Origin of the sequence: Candidatus Paracaedibacter acanthamoebae, assembly GCF_000742835.1 — a bacterium.
Classification (GTDB): Bacteria; Pseudomonadota; Alphaproteobacteria; order Paracaedibacterales; family Paracaedibacteraceae; genus Paracaedibacter; species Paracaedibacter acanthamoebae.
This window is the reverse complement of record NZ_CP008941.1, coordinates 2146361-2171833: the sequence shown is the minus strand read 5'-3', so window position 1 is coordinate 2171833 and position 25473 is coordinate 2146361. Positions and strand designations below refer to the sequence as shown.

At 41.8% G+C, this 25473-nt stretch carries 24 protein-coding genes and 1 pseudogene; 16 read left to right on the top strand and 9 right to left on the bottom strand.

Annotation, left to right across the window (positions count from 1 at the left end; all coding sequences use genetic code 11):
• The first annotated feature begins 29 nt into the window (after nucleotides 1-29).
• Both ID47_RS10065 and ID47_RS10060 read left to right on the top strand, forming a co-directional pair.
• On the top strand, nucleotides 30-1073 hold the full coding sequence (locus ID47_RS10065; RefSeq protein ID WP_038467708.1) for an NAD(P)-dependent alcohol dehydrogenase: 1044 nt from the start codon (nucleotides 30-32) through the stop codon (nucleotides 1071-1073).
• A gap of 420 nt (nucleotides 1074-1493) precedes the next feature.
• A complete protein-coding gene (locus ID47_RS10060) occupies nucleotides 1494-2078 on the top strand; it encodes a DedA family protein (protein WP_051908834.1) in 585 nt (194 codons plus the stop codon).
• Here ID47_RS10060 and ID47_RS10055 read toward each other — a convergent pair.
• Both ID47_RS10055 and ID47_RS10050 read right to left on the bottom strand, forming a co-directional pair.
• Nucleotides 2075-3361: an RsmB/NOP family class I SAM-dependent RNA methyltransferase gene (locus tag ID47_RS10055; RefSeq protein WP_038466160.1), complete on the bottom strand. Its 1287-nt coding sequence runs from the start codon at nucleotides 3359-3361 to the stop codon at nucleotides 2075-2077. The two genes, ID47_RS10060 and ID47_RS10055, sit on opposite strands and share 4 nt — an antisense overlap.
• Before the next feature lie 383 nt (nucleotides 3362-3744).
• Nucleotides 3745-4200: a GNAT family N-acetyltransferase gene (locus ID47_RS10050; RefSeq protein ID WP_038466157.1), complete on the bottom strand. Its 456-nt coding sequence runs from the start codon at nucleotides 4198-4200 to the stop codon at nucleotides 3745-3747.
• 75 nt (nucleotides 4201-4275) lie between these two features.
• On the opposite strand from ID47_RS10050, the gene ID47_RS10045 reads away from it, so the two are divergent.
• Nucleotides 4276-4809 carry an AAA family ATPase gene (locus ID47_RS10045; protein WP_038466155.1) on the top strand — a complete coding sequence of 178 codons (534 nt, stop codon included), beginning with the start codon at nucleotides 4276-4278 and terminating at the stop codon, nucleotides 4807-4809.
• Between the two features lie 147 nt (nucleotides 4810-4956).
• Here ID47_RS10045 and ID47_RS12075 read toward each other — a convergent pair whose 3' ends face one another.
• Complete coding sequence (locus tag ID47_RS12075; protein ID WP_051908833.1) at nucleotides 4957-5385, bottom strand: GNAT family N-acetyltransferase; 429 nt, start codon at nucleotides 5383-5385, stop codon at nucleotides 4957-4959.
• 188 nt (nucleotides 5386-5573) lie between these two features.
• Between ID47_RS12075 and ID47_RS10035 the strand changes: the two genes are divergently transcribed.
• From ID47_RS10035 to ID47_RS12505, 4 genes are read left to right on the top strand one after another with little or no spacing between them, the layout of a single operon-like run.
• Nucleotides 5574-6209 (top strand): CatB-related O-acetyltransferase, encoded by a 636-nt coding sequence (locus tag ID47_RS10035; RefSeq protein WP_038466152.1) that lies wholly within the window; start codon nucleotides 5574-5576, stop codon nucleotides 6207-6209.
• The gene (locus ID47_RS10030) at nucleotides 6210-6701 is read left to right on the top strand and encodes a GyrI-like domain-containing protein (RefSeq protein WP_038466149.1); all 492 of its coding nucleotides are present in this window, start codon (nucleotides 6210-6212) and stop codon (nucleotides 6699-6701) included.
• Entirely contained in the window at nucleotides 6698-7105 is a 408-nt protein-coding gene (locus tag ID47_RS10025) for a GNAT family N-acetyltransferase (protein WP_038466146.1), read from the top strand. The genes ID47_RS10030 and ID47_RS10025 overlap by 4 nt, the downstream gene beginning before the upstream one ends.
• Complete coding sequence (locus ID47_RS12505) at nucleotides 7102-9027, top strand: GNAT family N-acetyltransferase (RefSeq protein WP_084676015.1); 1926 nt, start codon at nucleotides 7102-7104, stop codon at nucleotides 9025-9027. The genes ID47_RS10025 and ID47_RS12505 overlap by 4 nt, the downstream gene beginning before the upstream one ends.
• A 155-nt stretch (nucleotides 9028-9182) precedes the next feature.
• On the opposite strand, the gene ID47_RS10015 is transcribed toward ID47_RS12505, so the two are convergent.
• The 4 genes from ID47_RS10015 to ssb form a co-directional block, all read right to left on the bottom strand.
• Entirely contained in the window at nucleotides 9183-9359 is a 177-nt protein-coding gene (locus ID47_RS10015) for an entericidin A/B family lipoprotein (protein WP_038466143.1), read from the bottom strand.
• 199 nt (nucleotides 9360-9558) lie between these two features.
• Nucleotides 9559-10386 (bottom strand): hypothetical protein, encoded by an 828-nt coding sequence (locus ID47_RS10010; protein WP_038466141.1) that lies wholly within the window; start codon nucleotides 10384-10386, stop codon nucleotides 9559-9561.
• A 509-nt stretch (nucleotides 10387-10895) separates the two neighbouring features.
• Nucleotides 10896-13670, bottom strand: coding sequence for a DNA gyrase subunit A (gyrA, locus tag ID47_RS10005; protein ID WP_038466137.1), 2775 nt, complete (start codon nucleotides 13668-13670; stop codon nucleotides 10896-10898).
• A gap of 71 nt (nucleotides 13671-13741) precedes the next feature.
• Complete coding sequence (gene ssb / locus ID47_RS10000) at nucleotides 13742-14230, bottom strand: single-stranded DNA-binding protein (RefSeq protein ID WP_038466134.1); 489 nt, start codon at nucleotides 14228-14230, stop codon at nucleotides 13742-13744.
• A 306-nt stretch (nucleotides 14231-14536) separates the two neighbouring features.
• On the opposite strand from ssb, the gene ID47_RS09990 reads away from it, so the two are divergent.
• Together ID47_RS09990 and ID47_RS09985 are read left to right on the top strand one after the other, a co-directional pair.
• The gene (locus ID47_RS09990) at nucleotides 14537-15259 is read left to right on the top strand and encodes a dienelactone hydrolase family protein (RefSeq protein WP_038466129.1); all 723 of its coding nucleotides are present in this window, start codon (nucleotides 14537-14539) and stop codon (nucleotides 15257-15259) included.
• Nucleotides 15260-15263: 4 nt separating this feature from the next.
• Nucleotides 15264-16391 carry an aminotransferase class I/II-fold pyridoxal phosphate-dependent enzyme gene (locus ID47_RS09985; protein WP_038466127.1) on the top strand — a complete coding sequence of 376 codons (1128 nt, stop codon included), beginning with the start codon at nucleotides 15264-15266 and terminating at the stop codon, nucleotides 16389-16391.
• 16 nt (nucleotides 16392-16407) lie between these two features.
• On the opposite strand, the gene lipB is transcribed toward ID47_RS09985, so the two are convergent.
• Both lipB and ID47_RS09975 read right to left on the bottom strand, forming a co-directional pair.
• A complete protein-coding gene (lipB, locus tag ID47_RS09980; RefSeq protein ID WP_038466124.1) occupies nucleotides 16408-17019 on the bottom strand; it encodes a lipoyl(octanoyl) transferase LipB in 612 nt (203 codons plus the stop codon).
• Nucleotides 17012-17341 (bottom strand): hypothetical protein, encoded by a 330-nt coding sequence (locus tag ID47_RS09975; RefSeq protein WP_038466121.1) that lies wholly within the window; start codon nucleotides 17339-17341, stop codon nucleotides 17012-17014. The genes lipB and ID47_RS09975 overlap by 8 nt, the downstream gene beginning before the upstream one ends.
• 205 nt (nucleotides 17342-17546) lie before the next feature.
• On the opposite strand from ID47_RS09975, the gene ID47_RS09970 reads away from it, so the two are divergent.
• The 7 genes and pseudogenes from ID47_RS09970 (at nucleotide 17547) to ID47_RS09940 (ending at nucleotide 25384) form a co-directional block, all read left to right on the top strand.
• Nucleotides 17547-18917: an MFS transporter gene (locus tag ID47_RS09970; protein WP_075261597.1), complete on the top strand. Its 1371-nt coding sequence runs from the start codon at nucleotides 17547-17549 to the stop codon at nucleotides 18915-18917.
• A gap of 56 nt (nucleotides 18918-18973) precedes the next feature.
• Nucleotides 18974-19762: a DUF2608 domain-containing protein gene (locus ID47_RS09965; RefSeq protein ID WP_038466118.1), complete on the top strand. Its 789-nt coding sequence runs from the start codon at nucleotides 18974-18976 to the stop codon at nucleotides 19760-19762.
• 19 nt (nucleotides 19763-19781) lie between these two features.
• Nucleotides 19782-20543, top strand: a complete 762-nt coding sequence (locus tag ID47_RS09960; protein WP_038466115.1) for a DUF2608 domain-containing protein — start codon at nucleotides 19782-19784, stop codon at nucleotides 20541-20543.
• A gap of 21 nt (nucleotides 20544-20564) precedes the next feature.
• A pseudogene (locus ID47_RS13970) lies at nucleotides 20565-21259 on the top strand (helix-turn-helix transcriptional regulator).
• Between the two features lie 15 nt (nucleotides 21260-21274).
• Nucleotides 21275-21607: a VOC family protein gene (locus ID47_RS09950; protein ID WP_198022291.1), complete on the top strand. Its 333-nt coding sequence runs from the start codon at nucleotides 21275-21277 to the stop codon at nucleotides 21605-21607.
• 380 nt (nucleotides 21608-21987) lie between these two features.
• Complete coding sequence (locus ID47_RS09945) at nucleotides 21988-24330, top strand: hybrid sensor histidine kinase/response regulator (protein WP_051908832.1); 2343 nt, start codon at nucleotides 21988-21990, stop codon at nucleotides 24328-24330.
• A gap of 88 nt (nucleotides 24331-24418) precedes the next feature.
• Nucleotides 24419-25384 carry a hypothetical protein gene (locus ID47_RS09940; RefSeq protein ID WP_038466112.1) on the top strand — a complete coding sequence of 322 codons (966 nt, stop codon included), beginning with the start codon at nucleotides 24419-24421 and terminating at the stop codon, nucleotides 25382-25384.
• Nucleotides 25385-25473: the final 89 nt, after the last annotated feature.

The following is a 25473-nucleotide window of genomic DNA, read 5'->3' as shown; positions in this document are numbered from 1 at the left end:
TGATTAAACAGCAAGATGGAGATCCCTGCATGGCAAAAACCACAGGTTATGCAGTTAATAATGCGACGTCACCTTTTTCACCTTTTACTTTCGATCGCCGAGAACCCGGTGAACATGATGTGGAAATTGATATCCTTTATAGCGGCGTTTGCCATTCGGATATTCACCAAGTCCGTAATGAATGGGGCGGATCACGGTATCCCATGGTTCCTGGACATGAAATTGTTGGTACGGTTACAAGGGTGGGATCGAAGGTTAAAAAATTTAAAGTGGGTGATACGGCCGGAGTGGGGTGCTTTGTTGACAGTTGCCGCACTTGCCACAGTTGTGAAGAAGGTTTAGAGCAATATTGTGAAAAACATTTGGTCCAAACTTATAATAGCTTAGAACATGATATGAAAACACCGACCTATGGCGGTTATTCAAAACTCATTGTTGTGGATGAAAATTATACGTTGAAAGTTCCTGAATTTCCCGATCTCTCGCGCGTTGCCCCCCTTTTATGTGCCGGCATTACAACCTATTCTCCGTTGCGCCATTGGAAAGTGGGTAAGGGGCATAAAGTTGCCGTTATGGGATTAGGGGGATTAGGCCATATGGCTGTTAAACTTGCAGTCTCCATGGGTGCAGACGTTACCGTGCTAAGTCGATCCAAACACAAAGAAGCAGATGCTAAGAAATTAGGCGCCCATCACTTTGTCTTAACCTCTGAGCCCGATGCCTTTGTTAAAAATGCGAAACAGTTTGATTTTATTGTAAATGTTATTGCAGCCGCCCATGATACCAACGCCTATTTAAACCTTTTAAAGCGAGAGGGAGTAATGATTGTTTTGGGAGCGCCCGATCAACCGGTTGAATTAGACCATCATAGTTTAATTATTAACCGCCGTAAAATCGCCGGATCTCTTATTGGTGGCATCCAAGAAACCCAAGAAATGCTAAATTATTGTGCAAGCCATAAGATTATGGCAGATGTGGAAGTCATCCCCATGAATTATATTGAGACAGCTTATGAGCGAATGATTAAAGGGGATGTTACGTATCGTTTTGTTATTGATATGAAGACACTATAAGCGGATATTTCTCTTGGCTTATCTTAAAAGCACCCGTTATTTTTCTCCATCATTTGATTTTTATCTTGAACTTTTGGTGCCTGCTCAAGCTCGGTTGGAGCAAATCGAAAAGTGTGTAAAGGAAAATCCCTAAAGACTGTCTCACAAGTGTAGGACTTTAAAGGGAGAGGATAATGGTGCTTTGTATTCCATAAAATCGTACAATAGCCCAAGCAGGATATAGAATTAAATAAAGCAGCTTTGCAAGTTTGTACTAACTTTAATTTTCATTTTCTTTTTTCATAATTAAGGTAACAATACCAAAATTTTTATCCCTATTTTTTGTTTTTTATCTGTTTGGTTTTAAAAATTATCCATGCTTTTCCTTGATTTTTATGAGTTTAACCTCCATAAATGGGATATATTGAAAAGGAAAATTAATTGGAACACTTTATCGAAATTGTTAAAGAGTGGGGATATCTCGCGGTTCTTCTTGGATCCATGATCGAAGGTGAAAGTGTTATTTTAACAGCTTGCGTCATGGCTTATATGGGATATTTGTCCATTGCCAAAATTGTTGCCATTGCGTTTCTGGGGACATTGGTTGCTGATCAAGGATTATATTATGTCGGACGACTTTATGGCCATCGAATCCTTGAACGCTTTCCTAAACTGAAAGCGCCCTCTGAAAAGGCTTTTCGCCTTCTCAAGCGCTGGGATATCTGGTATATCCTAAGCTTTCGCTTTATTTACGGAATTCGAATCATTAGTCCGGTGGTAATTGGAGCAGGAGGGATTTCTCCTCAACGTTTTATCCCTCTCAATTTTATTTCTGCCCTTGTTTGGACATCTGTCAGCTGTACCGGCGGCTATCTTCTAGGAAAGGTCATTGATGCGATCGACTTTTCCCTCGTTGAGCATTATATATTCCTTGTTTCTGCAGGACTGCTAGCGCTGGTCATCGGGATCGGTTATTTTGGTTGGAAAAAGCTACATAGTACCGACGCCGCCGCCGACAAAGACTAATTCTTGTTTCTCACCATAACGGCCGCAAAAAAACCATCAGTTTGATGATCGACGGGATTAAGCTCTAAAACACCATCTTTAGCAAATTCAAAGGAAAGAGGATTTAATTTGAAATCTGGATTTTGATTCAAAAAGTCTATGACTTGTCCGCTATTCTCTGGTTTTAATAAAGAGCACGTTGCATAAACCAAACGGCCGCCTGGTTTTACTAAAGATGATGCTTTCTTAAGGATTTCTTGTTGTTTTTGTAACAATTCTTGGAATCCTTTTTCAGTCATCCGCCAGCGCAATTCCGGGTTGCGACGCCAAGTTCCTGAGCCGGAGCATGGCGCGTCCACCAACACACAATCAAATTTGCCAGCTTGGCGTTTGAGCCATTTCCCCGATTCGTCATCGAGAAGACGCGTTTCCACATTATGAACACCGGCCCGTCGCAAGCGTTGCGGTGCATTTTTAAGACGCCATTCAACCACGTCGGTCGCGACAATTCGTCCCTTATTGTGCATCATAGCCGCCAAGGCTAAGGTTTTACCCGCTGCTCCGGCACAATAATCCCAAATGGCCATGCCTGGTTGCGCCTCACAAGCCAAGGCAATCAACTGCGATCCTTCATCCTGCACTTCCAGAACGCCGTGTTGCAACAATGGATGTTGTCTTAAGGGTTGGCGTTGAGTTAGCCGAATCCCCCATGGCGACAAAGGTGTTGGGTGGCACTCAATGCCTTCCTTCCTCAATTTTGCCAAAACCTGTTCCCGCGACCCTTTAAGCGTGTTAACCCGCAAATCCACAGTGGCTGACTCTTTGAGAGAAAATAATATATCCCGATAACGATCCGGATAAGTTTCTTTCAAAATATCGTAAATCCAACCAGGACACGATAACTGAGCTGCTTCGGGTAAATTTCTATTATCAAGCGAAACAAGGTTAGCCATCAGATCTTGTTCGGTCTGATTTAAAGGTTTGGGAGCATATTCATCACCTGAAAAAAGTTCAGAAATAAAAGCTTCAGCTTTAATTTTTACTAAATAGGTAAGAACCTGACGTCTGGCTTTCTGAACAGGATCTTCACTGGGTTTAGCCCAGCAATGGCTGAGCATACCATCCAGCAACCAATACTGCCGCATGATCCCATACACAATCTCTAAAATCTGGCGACGATCGCCCGAACCAATATAGCGCCGTTGACGCATATAAGCATGAACGACAACATCAGCCGGAGTTGAGGATCCATAAATTTCAGATAAGAGTTCAATCGCTGATTGAATATGGGCAGCAGGCTTCATACAGTCTTCCTTTTTAACTAATCTTGCCCACCATACTGAAAAATTGAAAAAAATTCATGTATTAAATTTTTATAGTGGACCCATTTGCAAATCGAATATTTTATTTTTTGGATCTAAAAAAGGCCAGAGGGAGTCCCGGAGCTAATTTAGATCAAATTTTATTGATATTTCCCATGACTTCTAATAAGCTCACCTGAATAAACAATTGCAGTAAAAAAGTAAAAAACAATAATAAAATGAGTATAGTGCAGGATAATAAAAAAATTTATTTATATAATAGTACTTTTACATTCTTCGACTTGATTTGTTTCAGCAAATGCTGCAGATCCAAGTAAGGTTATAGATATGATCGCGCATCGTTTCTGTCTGACATAATTTCTGCATCATGAAATTTCCTTCCGCAGATAAAGTTTCGCCATAGGACCTTCGTTTTTATAGCCCAGAGCTTTGTAAAAGTCATGCGTTCCTTCGGCGGCCCGCCTATAGCCAGAAGTTAGGTCAATAAGAACTGGTTTACCGCAGCTCACAACCAGAGCTTCGAAATGAGTCATTAAGTGCTTACCAATGCCTTGACCGCGATAGGCTTCATCAATGATCAAAGCTTCGATATGATAGCGCAATTTCGAGGCAACAAACACGCGCGATAACGACCAAGCAATGAAACCTATTACTCGATTCTGATGACAAGCAACCACCACCCCATACCCTTCTAACGCTACAAACTCTGAAAATCGCGTCGCCAATTCTTCTTCAGTCGTCGGATACCCCAATTGGTCAATTAAGGGCAAAAGATCAGGAATATCTGTGATTGTGGCAGGGCGTAAAGAAATATTTACCATAGCATAATCCTTTTATGATAAAGCATACATGAATGCAAGAAAAGATTCTCCGCAAATAATTTTAGGACTATCTCCATGAAAAATTACATTTTAACGGGTGCGCCGGGAAGCGGTAAAACAACCCTCCTTGAGAGTTTAAAAAATCTCAACTTCACCATTATATCGGAAGCAGCCACAGATATCATTGCTCAGGAACAAGCAATAGGCACTCCTGAACCCTGGACTGATCCTTCCTTCATTGATAAAATTATCCTCCTGCAACAAGAACGCCACCTTCTCTCCGCCATCTCAGGAAAGTCAGTGCAGTTCTTTGACCGTTCCCCTTTGTGTACTTATGCTTTAGCCCTTTACTTAGAGTATCCACCTTCCCGCTTGCTCTTAACAGAGATTGAGCGAATTCAACAAACTCAATGCTATGAACGGAATGTCTTTTTCATTGAAAATCTTGGCTTTATTACCAAGACGGATGCACGCCAAATTAGTTTTGATGAGTCTTTAAAATTCGAGAAAATCCACCGTGATGTTTATCAACAATTTGGATTCAATTGTATACCTGTGCCAAAAGCGCCTGTTCCAAACAGAATAAATTATATTATAGAACGCCTTTAAAGTATTCTCTCTTCCACACCCCCTTTAAATTTAGTGGGATACAAGGATTAACGACCAACCTATCGATGAGTGGGTTTATGAATACCGCTCCCACATTGTGCAGTGGCTGACGATTACCCTCCACGGAACAACTGATAAAACGAAACCTTAAAAATTATTGAATTGTAGATTACTTTTACTTTTTTGATAAATCGAGAGAACAAGAATAACGGATGCCATCTGACTTTGAAAAGTCTGACAGGTGAAATTTAAAGATTGATAGAATCCCAGGGCTTCCTCGTCTGTTTCGACATCAACTCTTTGAGGAGAAAACCTTTGGATAAGAAACTGAATAAGGTACCGTCCTATGTTTCTCCGTTGATAGTTTTCGCGGACGCTAATATGCCTTATAATTACGGTAGAAAGAATAAAATTAAATCCTACCACACCAACCAATTCTTGCTCGTCAAAAGCGCCGACTAAACACTGATGGAATTGATCATAACTTTTTTTATACCTGAGCCATTTTTTCTTCTGTTGGGAAACCAACACTAAGACGAATAATCGCTGGTAACGACGGATGAGATGATTGAACAACTTTGAAAATAATGGAGTAGCTTGATTTTTTATCTCTCCTTAATTGCCTCTTTTTTGAATCATATATAGACATGTCTTTTACTTTCTTAGTAAAGCTAAGAGGCTTTTCTCTTAGCGCCAGCATTGTAAACTATTGATCGACCTGATAAGTATTATTAGTCCGCTGCTCAATCCACGGAGACCGTCTTATGCCTTCTCAACTTTACTCGAACCCCAATAGTCTCTACCCTATTGAAGGAATGACTCGGACGTGTTTTCTCAAAAACATTATCACAAATCCGCAGATTATTGTCTGCGATTACACCTATTATGATGACCCAGTGGATATCCATAACTTTGAACGCAATGTACTGTATCTTTTCGATTTTATACAAGATAAGCTCATCATTGGTAAATTCTGCCAAATTGCAGCTGGCGTCCGCTTTATCATGAATGGATCGAACCATGCCCTGGATGGGATTTCCACTTATCCTTTCAAAATTTTTGGTCAGATCTGGGGGACCGCTTCTTTGAAGGCGGTCAGCAAAGGGGATACAATTATTGGCAATGATGTTTGGATTGGAAACTCAGCCACCATTATGCCGGGTATCACAATTGGTCATGGCGCGATTATTGGAACAAATGCTCTGGTGACAAAAGACGTTGCCCCCTATACCATAGTGGGCGGTAATCCCGCCCAACCCCTCCGCCAAAGATTTAATGATACAGCAATTGAGTTCTTGCTAGATCTTCAATGGTGGGATTGGCCCATGGAGAAAATTTCAGACAACATTCAGTCCATTACAACCGGTAATTTTGAAGCTCTTAGAAAGGCAGCCCGTTAAATGAAGCAAACTGCAATTAAGCTAAATGAAATGAAATTAGTCGGCATTACCTGCCGAACCAATAATAATTTGGAGATGGACCCTTCGACCGCTCAAATTGGGGCTACTCTCCAGGCATATTTTGGTGAAAATTTACCGGCGACTCTTGTCAACCGTAAAAATCCCGGAACCACGTATTGTGTTTATACCGACTACGAAAGCGATGTGACAGGCGATTATACTTATTTTGTGGGGGAAGAGATAACCTCTTTGGATACTATTCCCAACGGCCTGGTTGCCCTAACTATTCCAGCTCAACATTATACAAAATTCACCACGAAGGCAGGCTCTATGCCGATGATCTGTATCTCTGCCTGGCAAAAAATATGGGCTATGTCTCCAAGGGAGGTGGGGGGAGAGCGCAACTATGTAGCGGACTTCGAGATCTATGATAATCGAGCCCTAGACCCCCAGAACACTATCCTGGATATTTATATTGGTCTTAAAAAATGAAGATAGATTATACCCCTGTACCGGATAGTACAGAGATTGATTTTCTAACTCAAAAGCTGAATAAAGAGACACCAGAATTTGGTGCAGCCGAAACCTTTGCCTTTTTTATTCGCCATGAAACGAATCAAATTATTGCTGGCTGCAATGGTTCTATTTTCTATGGTGCAATTTATACGGATCAGCTCTGGGTCCATCCCCAACATCGCCAGGGTGGCCTTGGGCGTCAATTACTCGATCAAGTCCATCAGCTTGGCTGTAAAAAGGGATGCAGTTTTGCTTACCTTGTAACCATGAATTTTCAAGATGCTATGGGGTTCTATGAAAAATTAGGATATTTTATTGAGTTTGAACGTACCGGTCACACTAACAATTCTGTTTGTTTTCTCTTACGGAGAGAATTATGACGTTTAAAGCGGATTGGGAGCAACCCCAGAACCAAAACCCCTTATCCCACGAAATAATTGAAAGAATGGTTGCGCTTGCTTATCCGACCAGCAGACTTGTTTCTTATCAACCCCTTGACGGGGGATGTGTCAATTTTAATATTAAAGTCCAGCTTAACGATTCAGAAAAGCCGTTGATGTTGCGAATTTATCTGCGAGATAAAACATCGGCGTTCCGAGAGAAAAAATTGGGAGAGCTTTTAAAGCCAACTGTTCCAATTCCGCAAACTTATTATATCGGCCAGCTGGAAACATATCACTTTGCCATAACAGAATTTATGGCGGGTATCCCTTTGCGCAATCTATTATTAGAAAATACCCCTTATGATATGAGTCAAATCATGCATCAAGTCGGCGTTATGTTGTCAAAGATTGCTTCTTATAAATTTCCTATCAGTGGTTTTTTTGATGAAAAGTTGACAGTAACTAAAAAAACGGAATTTCCTGATTATACGCATTTTTTGAAAGACTGCTTACAAAATAAAATTGTTCAATCAACGCTGACTGCCGAGGTAATTTCTAAAATTACTCATTACTTTAACAAATACAACCACTTATTGCCTGATAAAGCTGAAAGTCATCTTGTCCATGCGGATTTCGATCCTGCTAATATTTTGGTGAATTTCATGGAGGGGAAGTGGAAAATTTCTGCTGTGCTAGATTGGGAATTTTCTTTTGCTGGGTCAATCCTATGGGATGTAGCGACAATGATGCGCTATGCGCATCATATTGTAGAATTTAAAGAGTCTTTTATTGCAGGGCTTACCAGCCGAGGGATAACTTTGCCCTTAAACTGGCGTCTCAGCGTCCACATGCTGAACTTACTCTCTTTATTGGATTGCCTCACTCGGGCAGATCTTTCAACTCATCCCCGTAAAATTGCTGATATTAGGAAATTGATAACCTATATCTTGCAAGACCTTGACACTCTTACCTCCATAAAACATATCGAGGTTGTCCCCTATAACCCCGAATGGCCAAAGCAATTTAAGAGAGAGGCTGCCCAGATTAAAGAGGTTTTGGGGGATCATTGCTTGGAAATTCATCATATTGGATCAACCTCTATCCCCGGCCTGGCTGCAAAAGAAGATATTGATATTCTTTGCGTGGTCGATCAGTTGGCCTCTGCCTTAGCGTTGCAAGGAGTTGGATATATTTTTAAAAATGAAATCAATATTCCTTTAAGGTATTTTTTTTCAAAGAATAGCGATTTTTCTAAAGTCAACCTTCACGTTACTGAAGCTGAACATGGATTTATCGATCTCAATTTACGCTTTTGTGACTATATGCGCCATCATCCGGACAGCCGACAAGCTTACCAAGTTTTGAAGTATAAACTCCTCCTAGATCCCACCTCTTTTGTGCGCGTCAATGGTCGATTTCCAAAATATACCTTGGAAAAAAATATTTTTATTAAGTCCGTCTTGGATCAAGCTGGCTATAAGGGGATCACCTTTAACTTTTGTTTGCATTATGCCGAATGGGAAGCAGCCAAACAGTTCAGACAAACTTATTTCTTTGATCCGATGCAGATTGACGATCCCTATACTTGGACATTTAATCACCCTGAGCATGTCCATCTAGTTATGTATAGAGGCACTAAAATCATTGGTTATGCCCATATTCAGCTTTGGAAAGATGGCCTTGCAGCCTTAAGAATTATTGTGATCGACGAAGAAGCTCGCTATCAAGGTTTTGGCACACAATTTCTAGTTTTAATCGAAAAATGGCTAAAATTAAAGAATTATAACAGCCTGCATATTGAAAGTTCGGAAGAAGCCTTATTATTCTATAGAAAGCATGGATATAAGGATATGCCCTTTAATGACCCCGATGGTTATGAAAGCGACCCGCGAGATACGCCTATGGGTAAGTTTTTATAAAAGCCTTATTTTACTTAACTAACCTTATAAAAAAAGCCACTCCCTTTGGGCAGTGGCTTAAGATTGAGGCTCAGTAAGACTCTATCAAGGTAATTATTGTTTCATCGTCTATGAAGCCCGACAAACAGAAGTCATCTTACCGTGATTTTTAATCTCTATCTATAGACTACAGTTCTGGTTCTGACAGGCTGTCTCTCAGCGGGCTTATGTTCCTGAGCATTCTCTTCAAGAGATCCACCTGCATGCCTAATATCTTTACCCACACCTTCGACGGTGTTGCATCCTGTTAGAACAAATCCTGCAAATAAGAGCATTAGCATAGTTTTTGACATGTTATCTCCTTATACGTATCAAGTTAATTCCTCGTATAAAGATAGCATTAACAACTATGCTTACAAGTCTAAAAATTCCATAACTATAACGCAGAGAGCAAAAGCAAAATTATGAGATGATTGTATAAATTTTGCTGGGTAAGTATTCAAACCACTACCAACAAGGGGAATGGTTTGAAGTATTTTTATAGGACCTCGTTTATGCAGCAGCTTGTTCTGACTTTGGGGCTAGCTTTTCAGTTAGAGCCGTATAAGCATTCCCGAGATAGGACCATGCACTTTTAGCAACAGCCTTAACTGTTTCAGCCGTTTTTTCCATGGTGGTTTCAACCTTTGGGGTGACCGTTGGTTCTTCTACTGCAGCCTTCCGATCAAATTTTTGGAGACGTTTTTGGCGCAACTCTTCTTTTGACAATTCTACAGGAGCTAGTACAGGCTTATCTTCAAAGAAATATTCCCCAACTAATTTATAGGTGCCGACAGCAGCTTTGCCCAGAAGTTCTGCCGCATCAAATACAAGAGAAGCCCCTGCCGTTGCCGCAGCACCGCAACCTGCCATCAATGCTGCTTTAACGACTGGTGATCCGGCGGCCATAACGGCTAAATTTGTTGCGCCTGACATAGCAGTAAAACCCGTAATACCAATCACGTTTAAGCCAATAACTGTACCTTTATAAACACCCCAAAAAACAGCAGGTACGCCCAAGTAGTAAGCACCTGCCACCCCAGCAATACCAGTGAGATAGCTCGCCCCACTCCGCAACACATCTTTGTAAGAAAAAGCTGATTCTTCTTGAGAGAGTTCAGTTTTTGCACCCTCTAAAATAGTAAATGTTTGGGATTTACTCAATTGGTTTGCATCAACGGTGGGATTAGCAATTTTATAGTCTTGGATGGCATCTTTTTCTAGATTATGAAGGCGACCCCCTTTAGCAAAATCCTGCATACTATAAATATTATCATGGGCTGATAAATGACTTGCTCCCACAGCGATGACGGCCAAAAGTGCTGTGCTAATTTTTTTCATATTAATCATCTCCTAATTTTTTCCTAACTAATTTTTCAGTTTCTCTATCAGTCGAAACCGAAAAAATGAACAGTAATCTGTGATTGCTCAGAAATTCTTATTCAAGAGAGATATGGTGATGAAAAATAAATAGTCAATATTATTTATTATATAAAACTGCCAATTTACTTTTTTATTTTGTAACAATCATCATTATATTCTTTATTTTAGAAAATAATGTTTCGCCCACTATCAAAATTTTCCCCGAGGGGGAATTTTAAAATTAAATTGATAGGGGGGTTATTGCACTCATTAAGTTTTCTGCCGTTTGGATTTTTATTTATTCAACAATTGATGCTCAATTATCCGAACTATGTTTATAGTTCGTTTACTGTAGTTTGTGAAATTGTCATCTTCTTTATACTGGCCAAGGATGGGTCGTTTTTAAAGACCCCCACCAACCTCATGTCCCTGCATGAAAAAACCCGGTGCCATAACCGGGTTTTTATCTTATGAGACTTAAAGATTGATTATTCAGCAGCCTCTGGTAGTTCACCTTTCTCGACTGTGGGGGCTTCAGCGCCCTCTATCGATTCGATAATCTCTATAGGTATATCGTCGTCCTCAATTTCTTCTCCGAGTTTATCACCCGGGATATGGCTGACAGAAACGACCCTTTCATCCTCAGCCACGCGGAAGATCGTCACCCCTTGGGTGCGGCGACCCGCAATACGCACATCGTGAATGGGGCAACGAATCAATTTACCCGCATCCGTCACCAACATAATTTGATCATTTTCTTGCACAGGGAAAGAGGCAACCACACCCCCATTACGAGTATTCACAATGATGCTATCGACACCAACACCACCGCGGCCTGTCGTCCGATATTCAAAAGCAGAAGAACGTTTACCAAAACCATTTTCGGTCAAGGTCAAAATAAACTGTTCCGTTTCGGCAAGTTCCTTGAAACGCTCTGGCGTTAAGGTTCCTTCCACGGTAATTTCTTCACCTTCGGGCTCTTCGTCATCTAGTTGACGCATTTTAGAAGCTTGACGTAAGTATAGATCACGCTCATCAGTCGATACCTTAGCTTGACCCAAAATAGTCATAGAGATGACACTGTCTCCTTCGGCCAGCTTAATGCCGCGAACCCCCGTAGAATCACGGCCGACGAAGACACGAACTTCATCAACATTAAAGCGGATACATTTACCAAAAGAAGTCGATAACATCACGTCGTCATTTTCCGTACATGTCTTCACGGCAATGAGTTCTTCCGTTTCATCAAGTTTCATCGCAATTTTACCGTTTGAGCGAATATTCATAAAATCGCTCAACTTGTTACGGCGCACACTGCCATGGGAGGTCGCAAACATGATATGCATCTTATCCCAGTCAGCACTCTCTTCCGGCATAACCAAAACTGTCGATATCTTTTCACCCTGACTCAACGGTAACATATTGATCATCGGACGCCCCTTGGAAGTAGGACTGCCCAACGGCAAGCGATAAACTTTCAGGTTATGGACGATACCCTTCGTGGTAAAGAACAGGACGGGGTTGTGTGTATTAGCGACGAAAACGTCTTGGACAATATCTTCTTCTTTTGTGGTCATGCCGGACCGGCCTTTACCGCCCCGGCGTTGAGCCCTGTACGTATTTAAGGGAACGCGCTTAATGTATCCTTCCATACTGACAGTAACAACCATTTCTTCCCGTTGAATGAGATCTTCCACATCAACAGAGGAATCACCTTCTTCAATTTCTGTACGACGGGGGGACTTAAATTGGTCTTTTACAGCCAACAGTTCATCCTGCATGATCGCCAACACCCGTTGACGATTCCCTAAAAGGTCTAAAAGTTCTTTGATTTGTGTAGCCAATTCATTCAAATCATTAGCAATTTTTTCCCGTTCTAAGCCTGTTAAACGGTGTAACCGTAAATCAAGAATCGCTTGGGCCTGCGCATCTGTCAGGCGATAAGTATTTTGACCCTCAACAAAACTACCGGGCTCATCAACAATGGCTAATAAAGGACCAACAGAACCCACGGGCCAATCACGGCCCATTAATTGTTCTTTTGCAATGACGCGGTCGACTGCTTGGCGGATTAATTCAATAATGGGATCAATGTTCGCAACTGCAATGGCCAACCCAACAAATAGGTGAGCCTTTTCTCGAGCTTTAGCAAGCTCAAATCGAGTGCGTCGTAAAATGACCTCTTCACGAAAGGCTAAGAATGCCGTCAAAATTTGCTTGATCGACATTTGTTCTGGGCGTCCATGGTTTAAGGCTAGCATGTTCACGCCAAAGGATGTTTGCAATGATGTATAGCGATACAACTGGTTTAAAACGACATCGGCCACGGCATCACGCTTAAGCTCAATCACCACGCGCACCCCATCACGGTCGGATTCATCACGCAGATCAGAAATACCTTCGACAATCTTTTCTTTGACGATTTCAGCAATACGCTCTACCAAACGGGCCTTGTTCACTTGATACGGAATTTCATCAATAATGATGGCTTCCCGTTCACCACGAACTGTTTCCGTATGGGTCTTACCGCGCATAACGACAGAGCCACGACCGGTCCGAAAGGCATCCAAAATACCAGCCCGACCAACAATAATCCCCCCTGTGGGGAAGTCTGGACCGGCCATATATTGCATGAGGTCTTCAACTTCTAAGTGGGGATTTTCAATAAGGGCACAACAGGCGTCAATAACTTCACCTAAATTGTGGGGAGGTATATTGGTCGCCATACCCACAGCAATACCATTCGCGCCGTTGACAAGAATATTGGGAAATTTAGCTGGAAGAACTTTAGGCTCAACCGTTGAATCATCATAGTTAGGCTGATAGTCAACTGTATCCCGATCAATATCTTCTAATAAGTCGTGTGCGGCACGGCTGAGACGCGCTTCGGTATAACGCTCAGCTGCCGCTGGGTCACCGTCCATGGACCCAAAGTTTCCTTGGCCATCGATTAAGGGGACACGTAAGCTGAAGTCCTGGGCCATACGCACCATGGCGTCATAAATTGCCGCGTTCCCATGGGGGTGATATTTACCCATAACATCACCGACGGTACGGGCTGATTTGCGGTACGGTCGGTTATATTCATTGTTGGCCTCTTTCATGGCATATAAAATACGCCGGTGGACTGGTTTTAAACCGTCACGCACATCTGGTAAGGCTCGGGACACGATCACGCTCATGGCGTAATCGAGGTAAGAGCGCTTCATTTCGTCGTCGATAGCAACAGGCTTAATATCAGTCGCAAGTAAGGCATTTGTCATGCATCAATTCCCCAAATAATGGAAGCTTAATAGTCAGTACGTCGAGTTAGAGGCACAGAACCTGGTACGGCTTAAAACGGAATATCATCGTTTAAATCATCAAACCCTTTGGATCCACCCGCTGGTGCCACGCTAAAAGGATCGCTGCTCCCACCACCAGAACCTAAAGGTGAGGTATCAAAGTCATTGGAATACCCTTCTGATCCCCCTTTAGATTCTAACAAAGTTAACTCCCCGCGATAGCGTTGGATAACAACTTCAGTTGTATATTTTTCTATTCCTTGAGGGTCTGTCCATTTACGGGTTTGTAAAGAACCTTCAAGATAAACCTGACCCCCTTTTTTCAAATAGCGTTCGGCAATTTCACCCAGCTTTTCGTTAAAAATAACGACCCGGTGCCATTCGGTACGTTCTTTGCGTTCCCCGCTGGCTCGATCTTTCCACGTCTCACTGGTTGCAACGGACATAGTTACAATTTTTGATCCATCTGGACTGTTGCGAACCTCAGGATCTTTACCTAACCGACCAATCAAAGTCACTTTATTTACTGAACCAGCCATAACTGCTTATCCTTACAAAAAAATATATTGTCTTAGTTATACGAAAATATGACCTAAAAAGCTAGGGTTGTTCTGCATGACACAATCGACGCCTCTAAAACAATTCTGGATTTATAATTTGGCAGTAGAATCGCCCCAGAATAGATGGGTTTTAAAGTTTTCACTCCTTTTACTGCCGTGAATTGAACTGCAAATAACCTCCCCCAATTATGGGTTAAAATATCATCCTTCATCACTGAAGGACCCCCTTTTCTAGATCTTTAGGGTAAAATATGACATACTAGCGTTTGAATATGGAGGAACCGTATGCTAACAACTCACGAAATTCGCCCCCTTTATGATGGTAACCAACGTCTTGATTTCTATTATAGTTATCCTGACAAGCCCCAGGGCCGCCTTCCAGCTGTTCTGATTTTTTCCCCTTGGTCGGGACGCAATCATTTCGCCGAGCATAAAGCCAATTTGTTGGCCCAAACGGGGTATATTGGTATCGCAGTCGATCTGTATGGCGATGGTAAAACGGGCGAAACAAAGGCTGAATGCTCAGCGTTGATGAGACCTTTTATAGAAGATCGTCAATTTCTAAAGAACAGAATTACCACCATTATTAACCATCTAAAGCAAGATCCCACCATTGATGATCAGAAAATTGTCGTGATGGGGTATTGTTTTGGCGGTTTATGCGCTCTTGATACAGTCCGTAACAATTTAGGCGTTTGTGCCGGCATCAGCATTCATGGGTTATATAGCAAACCGGATTATAAATTGCCTTCGCTCTATGGGGCTAAGCTTTTAACCTTGCACGGTCAAAAAGATCCCATGGTACCTGCCCAGGATGTTCACGCTTTTCAACAGGAATTACAAAATGCTGAGGTCGATTGGCAAATGATCATTTATGGCCTCGGTTATCATGCATTTACCAACCCCGAAGTTCCCAATGACCCCCACTTTGGCACTGTCTTTAACGCATCCTTGGATAATCGAACAACAGTCTATGTGAACGCCTTTCTAAAGGAAATTTTGGGGTAAGATTATGGTTTCCCCTTTTCAAAAAGCGCTTGCAGAAAAAGTCAAGGCTGGAACAAAACGAGATTTAAAACTCCGCCACGGCTGCAGCTTAGATTTTACCAGTAATGACTATTTAGCCTTATCATCCCATCCTGCCGTTATCCAGGCCGCTAAGGCTGCCTTAGACTCCTATGGGACAGGCGCGACAGGCGCTCGCTTACTGAGTGGCAATTCTAAACCTCTTGAAGATTTAGAGATTGAGTTAGCTCAGCTGAAAGACCAGCAAGCAGCCCTTGTTTTTAATACTGGCTTTCAAGCCAATCTAACCATCCTGGGAACCTTATTATCTAATCAATACTACGACAAAACACCCATAGTTTTTTCTGATCGGCTTAATCATGCCAGTATACACCAAGGCTGCCAGTTAGCAGGTGCACGTCAGCATCGCTATCATCATGTGGATTATGATCACCTGCATTCCCTCATTAAAAAACACGCTGTACCCGGTCATCCTCATTTTATTCTGACAGAATCTGTATTTGGTATGGACGGGGATGTAGCCGATTTAGGAATAATTTGTGATTTGGCCGAAACAGTCGGCGCTTATGTCTATGTGGACGAAGCCCATGCCACAGGAGTTTTAGGGGATAACGGAAGCGGTCTCAGTTCAGCCTATGCCAATCGTCTTTTTGGGGTTATGGGGACCTTCAGCAAAGCCTTGGGCGGATTTGGCGCTTATTTTGCCGGCTCTCAAGAGCTTAAGGATTTTTTGATTAATTTTGCCCCGGGATTCATTTACTCAACCGCCTTGCCACCGGCAACAATTGCGGCTAACCATCAGGCTATCAAATTGCTGCCCACCTTGCAGCAGGAGCGTCAGCATCTTCAGGCTTTAGCTCAGCAACTCCGATCTCATCTCTCTCAGATGGGATTTAATACAGGTCAATCAACCACACATATTATTCCTCTTATCTTAGGTGATGTCGAGAAAGCCACCAAGCTTCAGCACCATCTGATAGACGGTGGAATCTTAACCTCGCTGATTCGTCCTCCCACGGTTCCCCCTCATACCAGTCGGTTAAGGCTTGCTTTACAGGCTAAACATACAGTTGATGACATCAAGCTTCTGACTGACGTTATGGCACAGTTCTAATTTTTGGGCGTCAATCCTATAGCTTTTCCCATACCTGAATTAGGGCTTGGTCAAGCTCAATCATTGTGATGGGTTTACCCAGTTTATGAAAGGAAGTCACGCCAAAGTGGGGCAAACCACATGGAACAATGCCAGAAAAATGCTCTAAATCGGGATTAACATTAATCGCTAGACCGTGATAGGTAATCCATTTTGACACGCGTACTCCAATCGCAGCAATTTTCTCTTCACCGGTTGGTGTATTAACCCAAATCCCCACCCGTCCTTGACGTTGAAATCCCTGGATACCAAATTCAGCAAGGGTTTTGATTACCCAATTTTCCAACATCGCTACATACTGCCGTAAATCAGGAACACGTCGATTGAGATCTAACATCACATAGACAACCCGCTGTCCTGGCCCATGATAGGTAAATTGCCCACCCCGCCCGGTTTCAAAAACAGGGAATCGATCCGAATCCACTAAATCTAATGCTTTTGCACTGGTTCCTGCCGTATAAAGAGGAGGGTGTTCCAATAACCAAATACATTCTGAGCCACCCTGGTGGATATGTTGAATTCGATTTTCCATAAAGGAAATCGCCTCAGGATAAGAGACTAAGCCTGGAGCTGTAATCCATTCAACCATCTAAATCCTCTTGATTAATAAGCTCAGCCCCATAAGTGGTAGCGGTAGCAATCAGTTGCAACCAGGCTGGAGAATGTGCGTCAAAATATATAACTTTCACCCCAGCCTCTAACGCTTTTAAAGCAAGACCTATATTGTCCTGGCAAGGAATTGCAAGCTTGAGATTAAAAGATGGATAGCGGCTAACCAATTGATTAAATCCTTCTAGATAATAAGGCAGACCATAATTATGAATCATGGTGGGGCAAGCAATAACAAGCGTATCTGCGCTAATAGTCAGCGCTGGGCTAAAATTTGTTATAATAAATTTATTGTATGTCATTGTTATGTCCGAAAATCCTTATCTCTTACCAAGAATATCTTCTTTTTCTTAAGAGCTCAATCATCCTTCCCTCTAAGATGGAAAAGTCCCTTCCCTCCATAATTTTTGGAGCCCCCTCGTGAAAAAAAAGATTTTTTCTCATAGATTACAGGAAAGAGAAAAATTTATGAAAGGGTGAAGACCTTTAATTCTCAAGGTATGGTGTATGCGTCTCCTCTCGAGTCTTAAACACAACAAGAATGATGCGGTCGGTCTTTTGCAGGTCGGGACCTTTCTGGAATATTTTGATCTGATGCTGTATGTCCATATGGCTGTTTTATTGAACGAGCTCTTTTTTCCGAAAGTAGATCCTCATACAACCGCTCTCCTTTCTGCCTTTGCTTTTTGTTCCACATATGTTTTACGGCCGGTAGGGGCTCTTATATTCGGCTTTATTGGCGATTATATGGGTAGGAAGACAACAGTTATTATGACGACGATCATGATGGGAATTTCGTGTATGATTATGGCAACCTTGCCCACCTATGCTCAAATCGGAATTACAGCATCGTGGGGGGTTACGATCTGTCGAATCCTTCAGGGATTATCCTGCCAAGGAGAGATTATTGGGGCGGAAATTTATTTAACAGAGGTAACAAAACCCCCTTTACGATATCTTGTCGTTTCTCTGACATCATTTTCGGCGTCTTTGGGGGGAATGATTGCGCTTGGTTTAGCCATTATGCTCTTAAAGTTGGAAATTAATTGGCGAATGGCTTTTTGGATTGGTGCCGCTATTTCCTCAATCGGTCTTATTGCCCGCACTCAACTACAAGAAACATCCGAATTTTTAAGAACGAAGAGACTGCAAAAAAAACGTAAAGCGCACCCGACAGCTAAAAATTTATCATCAGCCTCTTCCTCCTCTGATAAAATTAATACCTCAACCTTTATGGCCTACTTTTTAATTTCTTGCGGTTATCCGGCGTGTTTTTATCTGGCTTATATCCATTTCGGAAATGTTTTAAAAACAACTTATCATTATACGTCGGAACAGGTTATTCAGCACAATTTTATTCTTTCTGTTGCTCAATGTCTCAGTTTTTTGGTCTACTCTCTTTTAAGCTATAAAATCAACCCCTTACGCATCCTTAAATTCAGGTTATTAATATTTTGGCCGATCGTTCTTTTATACCCTTATTGGTTAAGTATTATTCATTCTCCGTCGCAATTATTGATGTTTCAGTTCCTGATAATGGTGTTTGGCATTATGGATGTGCCGGCAGCTGGTCTTATGATGAATCATTTTCCCACTCTAAAACGATTTACAAGCACGAGCCTTATCTATGCTTTTTCAAGAATGATCATCTACCTCGTGACTTCATTTGGATTTGTTTATTTGACCCAAGCGATGAGCTATTATGGAATATGGTTAATCTTAGCCGTTTTATGCTTAGGATTTAATTGGGCTATACGCTATTTTGAAAACCTTGAAGGATTAAAGGATGGTTCCTCTTTCCTAGAAGAAAGCGCCCGATGGCTTAATAAAATGAAGCACATTAATTTCAAAAATAAATTTTTTCACGACGTCAAATGAAACATTTAATAAATCGATTAATTTACGGTTACTTCAGGATAAGGTGGGGAGCTTTTATGATGGTTTGTTCTTTATCTTTGGCCACCGAAGCGCGCCATTCTTTTGTAACCGTTAATTCTATTAATGAGACTAAAAATTATTTAGCTCAAGCCAATAAAGACTCTCTTATATTTATTGACGTTGACTCGACCTTAACGATGCCTTCTGATCCTTATTTAAGACGCCATGCCATACAAAACCATAAAAAAATTTATAACAGTCTGGTAAATGATTTAACACCGAATCAAACTCGTATTTTTAAGCATCTCATGGTGATGGAAAGTTCTTCCCAATTGGTGGAAAAGGATTGGCCAACCATTATCAGCGCCTTGCAAGCAAAAGGAATCAAAATTCTGGCTTTCACAGCCGCTAAAACAGGACCGATTAAATCAGTTTTATCCAGCTTTCCCAACTGGCGTTATGGAGAGCTGAGTCGATTGGGAATTGACTTTTCTCCAGCGTTTCCTGGGGCGATCTTGTTTGAAAATTTAGAAGATTTTGGTAATGACCACCCCGGTATTGAAAAAGGTATTGTGTATTGTGGACATCAACTCTCAAAAGGGGACCTTATCTACTCCGTTTTAAAAGCAATGAAATTTGCCCCTTCTTTAATTATTCTAATTGATGATAAATGGGAAAATCTTGGAGCTGTGTCCAAGGCCATTCACTACTCTTTCCCCAACATGCGCTTTATAGGAATTCATTATAAAGCGATGAACCATATAGAACGACCTCCAACGGACGAACGTATTTTTTATAAAAAATTTAAATCTTTAATAGAGAAGGCTAAAGAAATTGCTTTTTAGAAAGCGAAAGAATAAAAAAATGTATCCTATCATTCATGATTTTTCTTCCCTTAATTCTTTAGTGGAGGATTCCACGCCAGACACGCTGTTTATATTTGATGTCGATTATGTTCTTCTTATTCCCCAAGATCGCGTTTTTTGGCCTGTGGGAAGAGATATTGCCTTAAAATTATACAATTTATTGATCGATCCTTTGCCAAAAGATTTACGTGAAAAATTAATAAGTATTACCCTACAACAAGCCAAAGTGCAATTGATGGATGAAGGCCTCCCGTTCCTTTTTTCTCAATTATTGGCAAAGAATAGAAAGTTTATTGCGCTGACGGCTTGTGATGTTGGCCAAAGGGGTGAAATCGAAAAATTAGAAGACTGGCGGTGTAATCAACTTAAAGAGCTTGGTTTTATCTTTGATATTTCATTCCCGCAGCAGCAAAGAATTGTTCTCGATCAACTGCCTGCGCAACCCTATTCTTATCCTGTTTTTCAGGAAGGGGTTATTTTCAGTACAAATTATCCGAAGGGGGAAGCCCTGGGAGCTTTCTTAGATCTCATTAGCTTTAAGCCTGATCTTATTATCTTTATTGATGATAAAATTGAACATTTACAGTCCGTACATAAAGCAACTAAAGTACGACATATTAATTATCGTGGCTTTCATTTTAGGAAAGCATATTCGGTAGAGGGATCGTTAGATGAGAAAATAGTTGAGATGCAATATAAGCATTTACTTAATAATCTACGATGGTTGAGCGACCAGGAAGCCAAAGAACTCCTGACTTAAAAATTAAAATGGTTTAATTCTATGGCTCGGACTCATCGCCTTCTGGATTTACTCCAGCTTTTACGCCAGCACAAACGCCCTGTTAAAGGAAGCCTTTTAGCTTCCCAGTTAGGTATAAGTCTTCGTACCCTTTACCGTTATATCAGAACACTGCAAGAACAAGGGGCGCCGATTAAAGGTGAGTCGGGCATAGGTTATATTCTGCAACCGGGCTATATGTTGCCTCCCTTAATGTTCTCGGAAGAAGAAGTTGAGGCTTTAGTCTTAGGCATGCACTGGGTCAGCAAGCGAGGGGATACCCCCCTTGTAAGGCAGCTTATAATGCTCTTGCTAAAGTTGCAGCGGTTTTACCACTAGAGCTGCGGGATGCGGTAGAGACTTCTTCTTTATTAATTGGCCCGAGTGATGCTATTAAATCCGATAAAGTCGATCTCCCCCTCCTGCGTCAAGCAATTCGCAAGCAGTGTAAAGTGGAGATGATGTATTATGATCTTAAAGAAGAAAAATCTGTCAGAACGATTTGGCCCTTTGCGCTTGCTTTTTTTAATCAAGTCTACCTTCTTGTGGCTTGGTGTGAATTACGGCAAGCCTTTAGGCATTTTCGCTAAGATCGTATCCTTAGTTTCTCTCTCACCCATACACGTTATCCAAAAAACCGACATGCTCTTCTGAAAGAATGGAGACACATAGAAGGTATATCCCCTCCTCCCCTATAAGTCTACTGACAGGAATTGTCATCACATCTACGTAAAGTAAAGGAAGGTAAGGATCGACCGTCGATCCTTGCGACTGTTAATATATTTTGGGAGATTGTTATGATTAATCCTAACCTTATTATTCTATATGTCGATAATCCTCTTGAAAGTGCTTCTCTTTATGCAGATTTACTAGAAACAGCCCCAACAGATTCTCATCCAACTTTTGTTTCATTTACATTAGCCTCTGGGATCATGCTGGGTTTATGGTCAAAACATACTGCCTCCCCTACAGCCCTTTTAATGGGTGGCGGTGGCGAGATCGCCTTCTCAGTCACTGACGAAGAAGCAAGTTCATGCAACCTCTGAAATGGACACAGCGGGGGTGCAGGGCCGCTCAGAAACCCACACGGATGGACTTTGGTTATACATGCGTGGTTTTAGATCCCGATGGTCATCGATTACGGGTCTTTAACCCAAACAATTCATAAGAGAAGAGCGAGGGATCCGTTAATCATCCCACGATAGTCAGACGGCACCCTCCCTCTAACGATTTATGTTGCCCCTCTATTTTCTATCTGTTTTTTTCAATAACTTAGGCTACCATAGAAACAGAGTTTTAAGTTTTTATAACCCAGCCCCTATAAATATATATAGATTGGGGGGACATTTTGGATGCCCCCTTTCAAGCTTTGAAAGGGCACACAGGAAATGTATCAATATGGGTTGGGCTATAAGGAGAGGGTTAAATGGGACGCTTGCTAATTTCAATCGCAATTGCACTGCTAGCAGGAGTATGGTCGGTGGCCTTTGGTTATTTGAGTCTGACCATTCAAGATTGGAATGAAGCCATTAGTTTACTCATTATTGGCAGTATTTCATTTATAGGTCTTATCTATTGGATCCGCGTTGTCTATCAAAGCCGTGACCTTTTATCAAATACAGGTCATTTACAAGCAGCCATCAATGCATTGGCCCCCAATATTGAATCCATCACCTTTAATGGTGACAATAAGGTCGTTTGGTCTACCCATCCCAATGCCTATCCAACTCTCACAGAATTCACGCGTAAACTGCTTAATCGTGTCGCCGACCCCGCCGCCGCTGATAAACTTAAAGAAATGATCGATAAACGCCAGCGCGGTGAATTATTATTCCATGGCGGCGGCAATGGCCTAGGCGTTGATCACAAATGGTTCCTCTTTAGCCTTTATCCTTTTGAAAAAAACAGTTTTGTCAGCATATTGCGCGACGTGACAGCCCATTTTGATCCTTATTACCAATTACGCCAACAGTTTAATCAATTGCAGACGTTTGTTGATCGCGCCCCCTTTGGTATATTTTATAGCAGTAAGCAAGGAATTATCTTGGGCGTTAATTCAACTCTGTGTCAGTGGCTTGAGCTACCTCGAGATGAAATTATTGGTCGTCCTGTCAGCGACCTCATCAAAGACGCCGAATCTTATCGGGGGATGGTCCGTGTCTTTAATAAGGCTGGCCCCAGCTTTAAGGCCTTATTATTTAAACCCGATGAGGATACACAAACCAAAAATCGTCCGTCAATTCTCTGCCGTCTCGATAACGTAACAGGATTGACGGGGGCTGAACTTATCCAAGATAGTAGCTATTTGGATGCAGCAATTCCGGCCGTCATGGTCAACCAATATGGCGATATTACCTCGTGTAATCCAGCCTTCACCACCATGCTGGGGGAGCTGAATCCGCGCGGTAAATTTCAAGATCTGGTGATCTCTTCTCACCGCGCCGATGTGACTGAACGTCTTAAAAAATCCTTTGACCAACGAACGATGATTTCACCCTTTGAGGTTCGATTCGAAGGAGATCGTCTGCAAACCACAGCTTATCCGTCCAAAACCATGGCTAAAGGTGGAACAGCAGAAATTATGCTGCAATTTATTGATATTTCCGAACAAAAACGGCTGCAGGGACAATTTATTCAATCGCAAAAAATGCAAGCTGTGGGGCAGTTAGCCGGTGGTATTGCCCATGACTTTAACAATCTTTTAACGGCAATGATTGGCTATTGTGATTTGCTATTGCAACGGTATCTGCCAAATGATCCGTCCTATAATGATGTGGTTCAAGTTAAGCAAAATGCTAACCGTGCGGCTAATTTAGTTCGTCAATTATTAGCATTTTCCCGTCAACAGACCTTGCAACCAAAAGTCGTCAATATAACCGATAATTTAGGGGAACTTTCTAGCCTCTTACGGCGTTTGATCGGTGCCGGCATTGATCTAAAAATGGTTCATGCGCGGGATTTATGGTTCGTGAAAGCCGACGTCGGTCAATTGGAACAAGTCATCATCAATTTGGTGGTGAACGCCCGGGATGCCATGAAAGCGGGCGGCACGTTGACGCTGCGAACCTCTAACGTTCACTATACCAAGCAACAACGCTATGGTCATGATGTGATCCCAAAGGGTGATTACATCGCTATTGATGTCATTGATACGGGGACGGGAATTGCTCCTGAACATCTAGACTATATTTTTGAACCGTTTTTCTCAACGAAGGAAGTTGGGGAGGGTACAGGTTTAGGTCTGTCCACTGTCTATGGAATCGTCAAGCAAACAGGCGGTTTTGTTCAAGTGGAAAGCAGCGTCGGTCAGGGCACAACCTTTAAAATCTTATTACCGCGTTATGTCGGTTCCCTGGAAATAGAAGCTTCAAAAGCGGATCATAATATCCAAGACTTAACCGGGGGTGGGCGAATTCTGCTCGTCGAAGACGAAGATGCTGTCCGCATGTTTAGTGCGCGCGCTCTTCGGGAAAAGGGATACACCGTTCTTGAAGCCAACAATGGTGAGGCAGCTTTAAATATGGTTACAAAAGGTGAAAAATTTGATGTTTTAATTACGGACGTTGTCATGCCAAAGATGGACGGTCCTACCCTGAACAAAAAAGTAAGGGATATTTACCCCGACGCAAAAACTATCTTTATTTCTGGTTATACGGAAGATACGTTCCGCAAGAATTTAGATGATGATGCCGATATTCATTTCTTACCAAAACCATATACTTTAAAAGATTTAGCCTCAAAGGTGAAAGAAGTGCTGACCTTAGAATAAAAATAGGACCTCTAAGAGCTGCCCCCCATAGACAATTTGCGGGGGATTGTTTAATCTGACCTAACTATAATTTGACAAGATCATCCTCATGCTTAAAAAAAATTTTCGCTCTACCCTTCTCTATACCTTTTTGTTAATCCTTTTAATTCCGGCTTATATAGTTCTGTTTAAAATAGATGCGTCTATGGCCCCGTTAAGCCCTGTGCTGATCCCTGATGCCTTTAACACTGAAAGAAATCAGCAACACCCTAGCGTTCTTATCTCTTATGCGGATGGTCCTCAGGTTTTTTATAAAAACCAGAATTCTCTTAACATGAGTGCTGCTGATAAAGGATTTGATCGTATATATAGCTACCACCGCCGAGATATTGATGAAGATTTTTATCAACAAAACAAACATATTCTCCAGCAAAAGCGAGGCGCGGGCTATTGGCTGTGGAAACCTTATTTTATTTTGAAAACCATGCGGGATTTACCCGAGGGCGCCTTGATCATCTATGCCGATTCTGGGTTAATCTTCAAGCAACCAATTGATGCTATTGTGGCAAGCATGAAAGAGCATGATACGCTTGTCCTAACGCACGGTAAATCAACGCCTTTAAGAAATCATCTGAAAAAGGAAGCTCACGCTGCCTTTGATTTTCCTCTCACAGAGTCAATTCTCAATGCTGAGAATATATGGGGATTTTTTATTGTCCTTAGAAATACTTCCAAAACCCGAGCCTTTGTTCAACGCTGGCTCGAGAGTTGTCAAAAAGTCGATGCCCTAACAGACATCCCCTTTAATCCAACGCTCCAAGAGGCTAATTTTGAGTATCATCAACATGATCAATCTCTCTTAAGTCCCTTGGTCGCTCAATTCCCTGAAGGAATAAAAATTGTCCGACGCAATGATTTACGTAAACAGTTTGGGGTGCAAAATTTTCACAGACACACTGAACAAGAATTCACCTCGCCATTATGGATTCAAGGCGGTATACTCAATTTTGCCTCGACCATTTTATGGAATAATTATCTTTTTCAGCTAATTAGAAAGTATTGCCGATCAGAGTAAAGAAATAACGGTACAGGGTGCATAAACCCCTGTGCAGTGGGCCCCAGGTATGGCATAATCTATTGAAAGTTGACAATTTAATTGTTAAG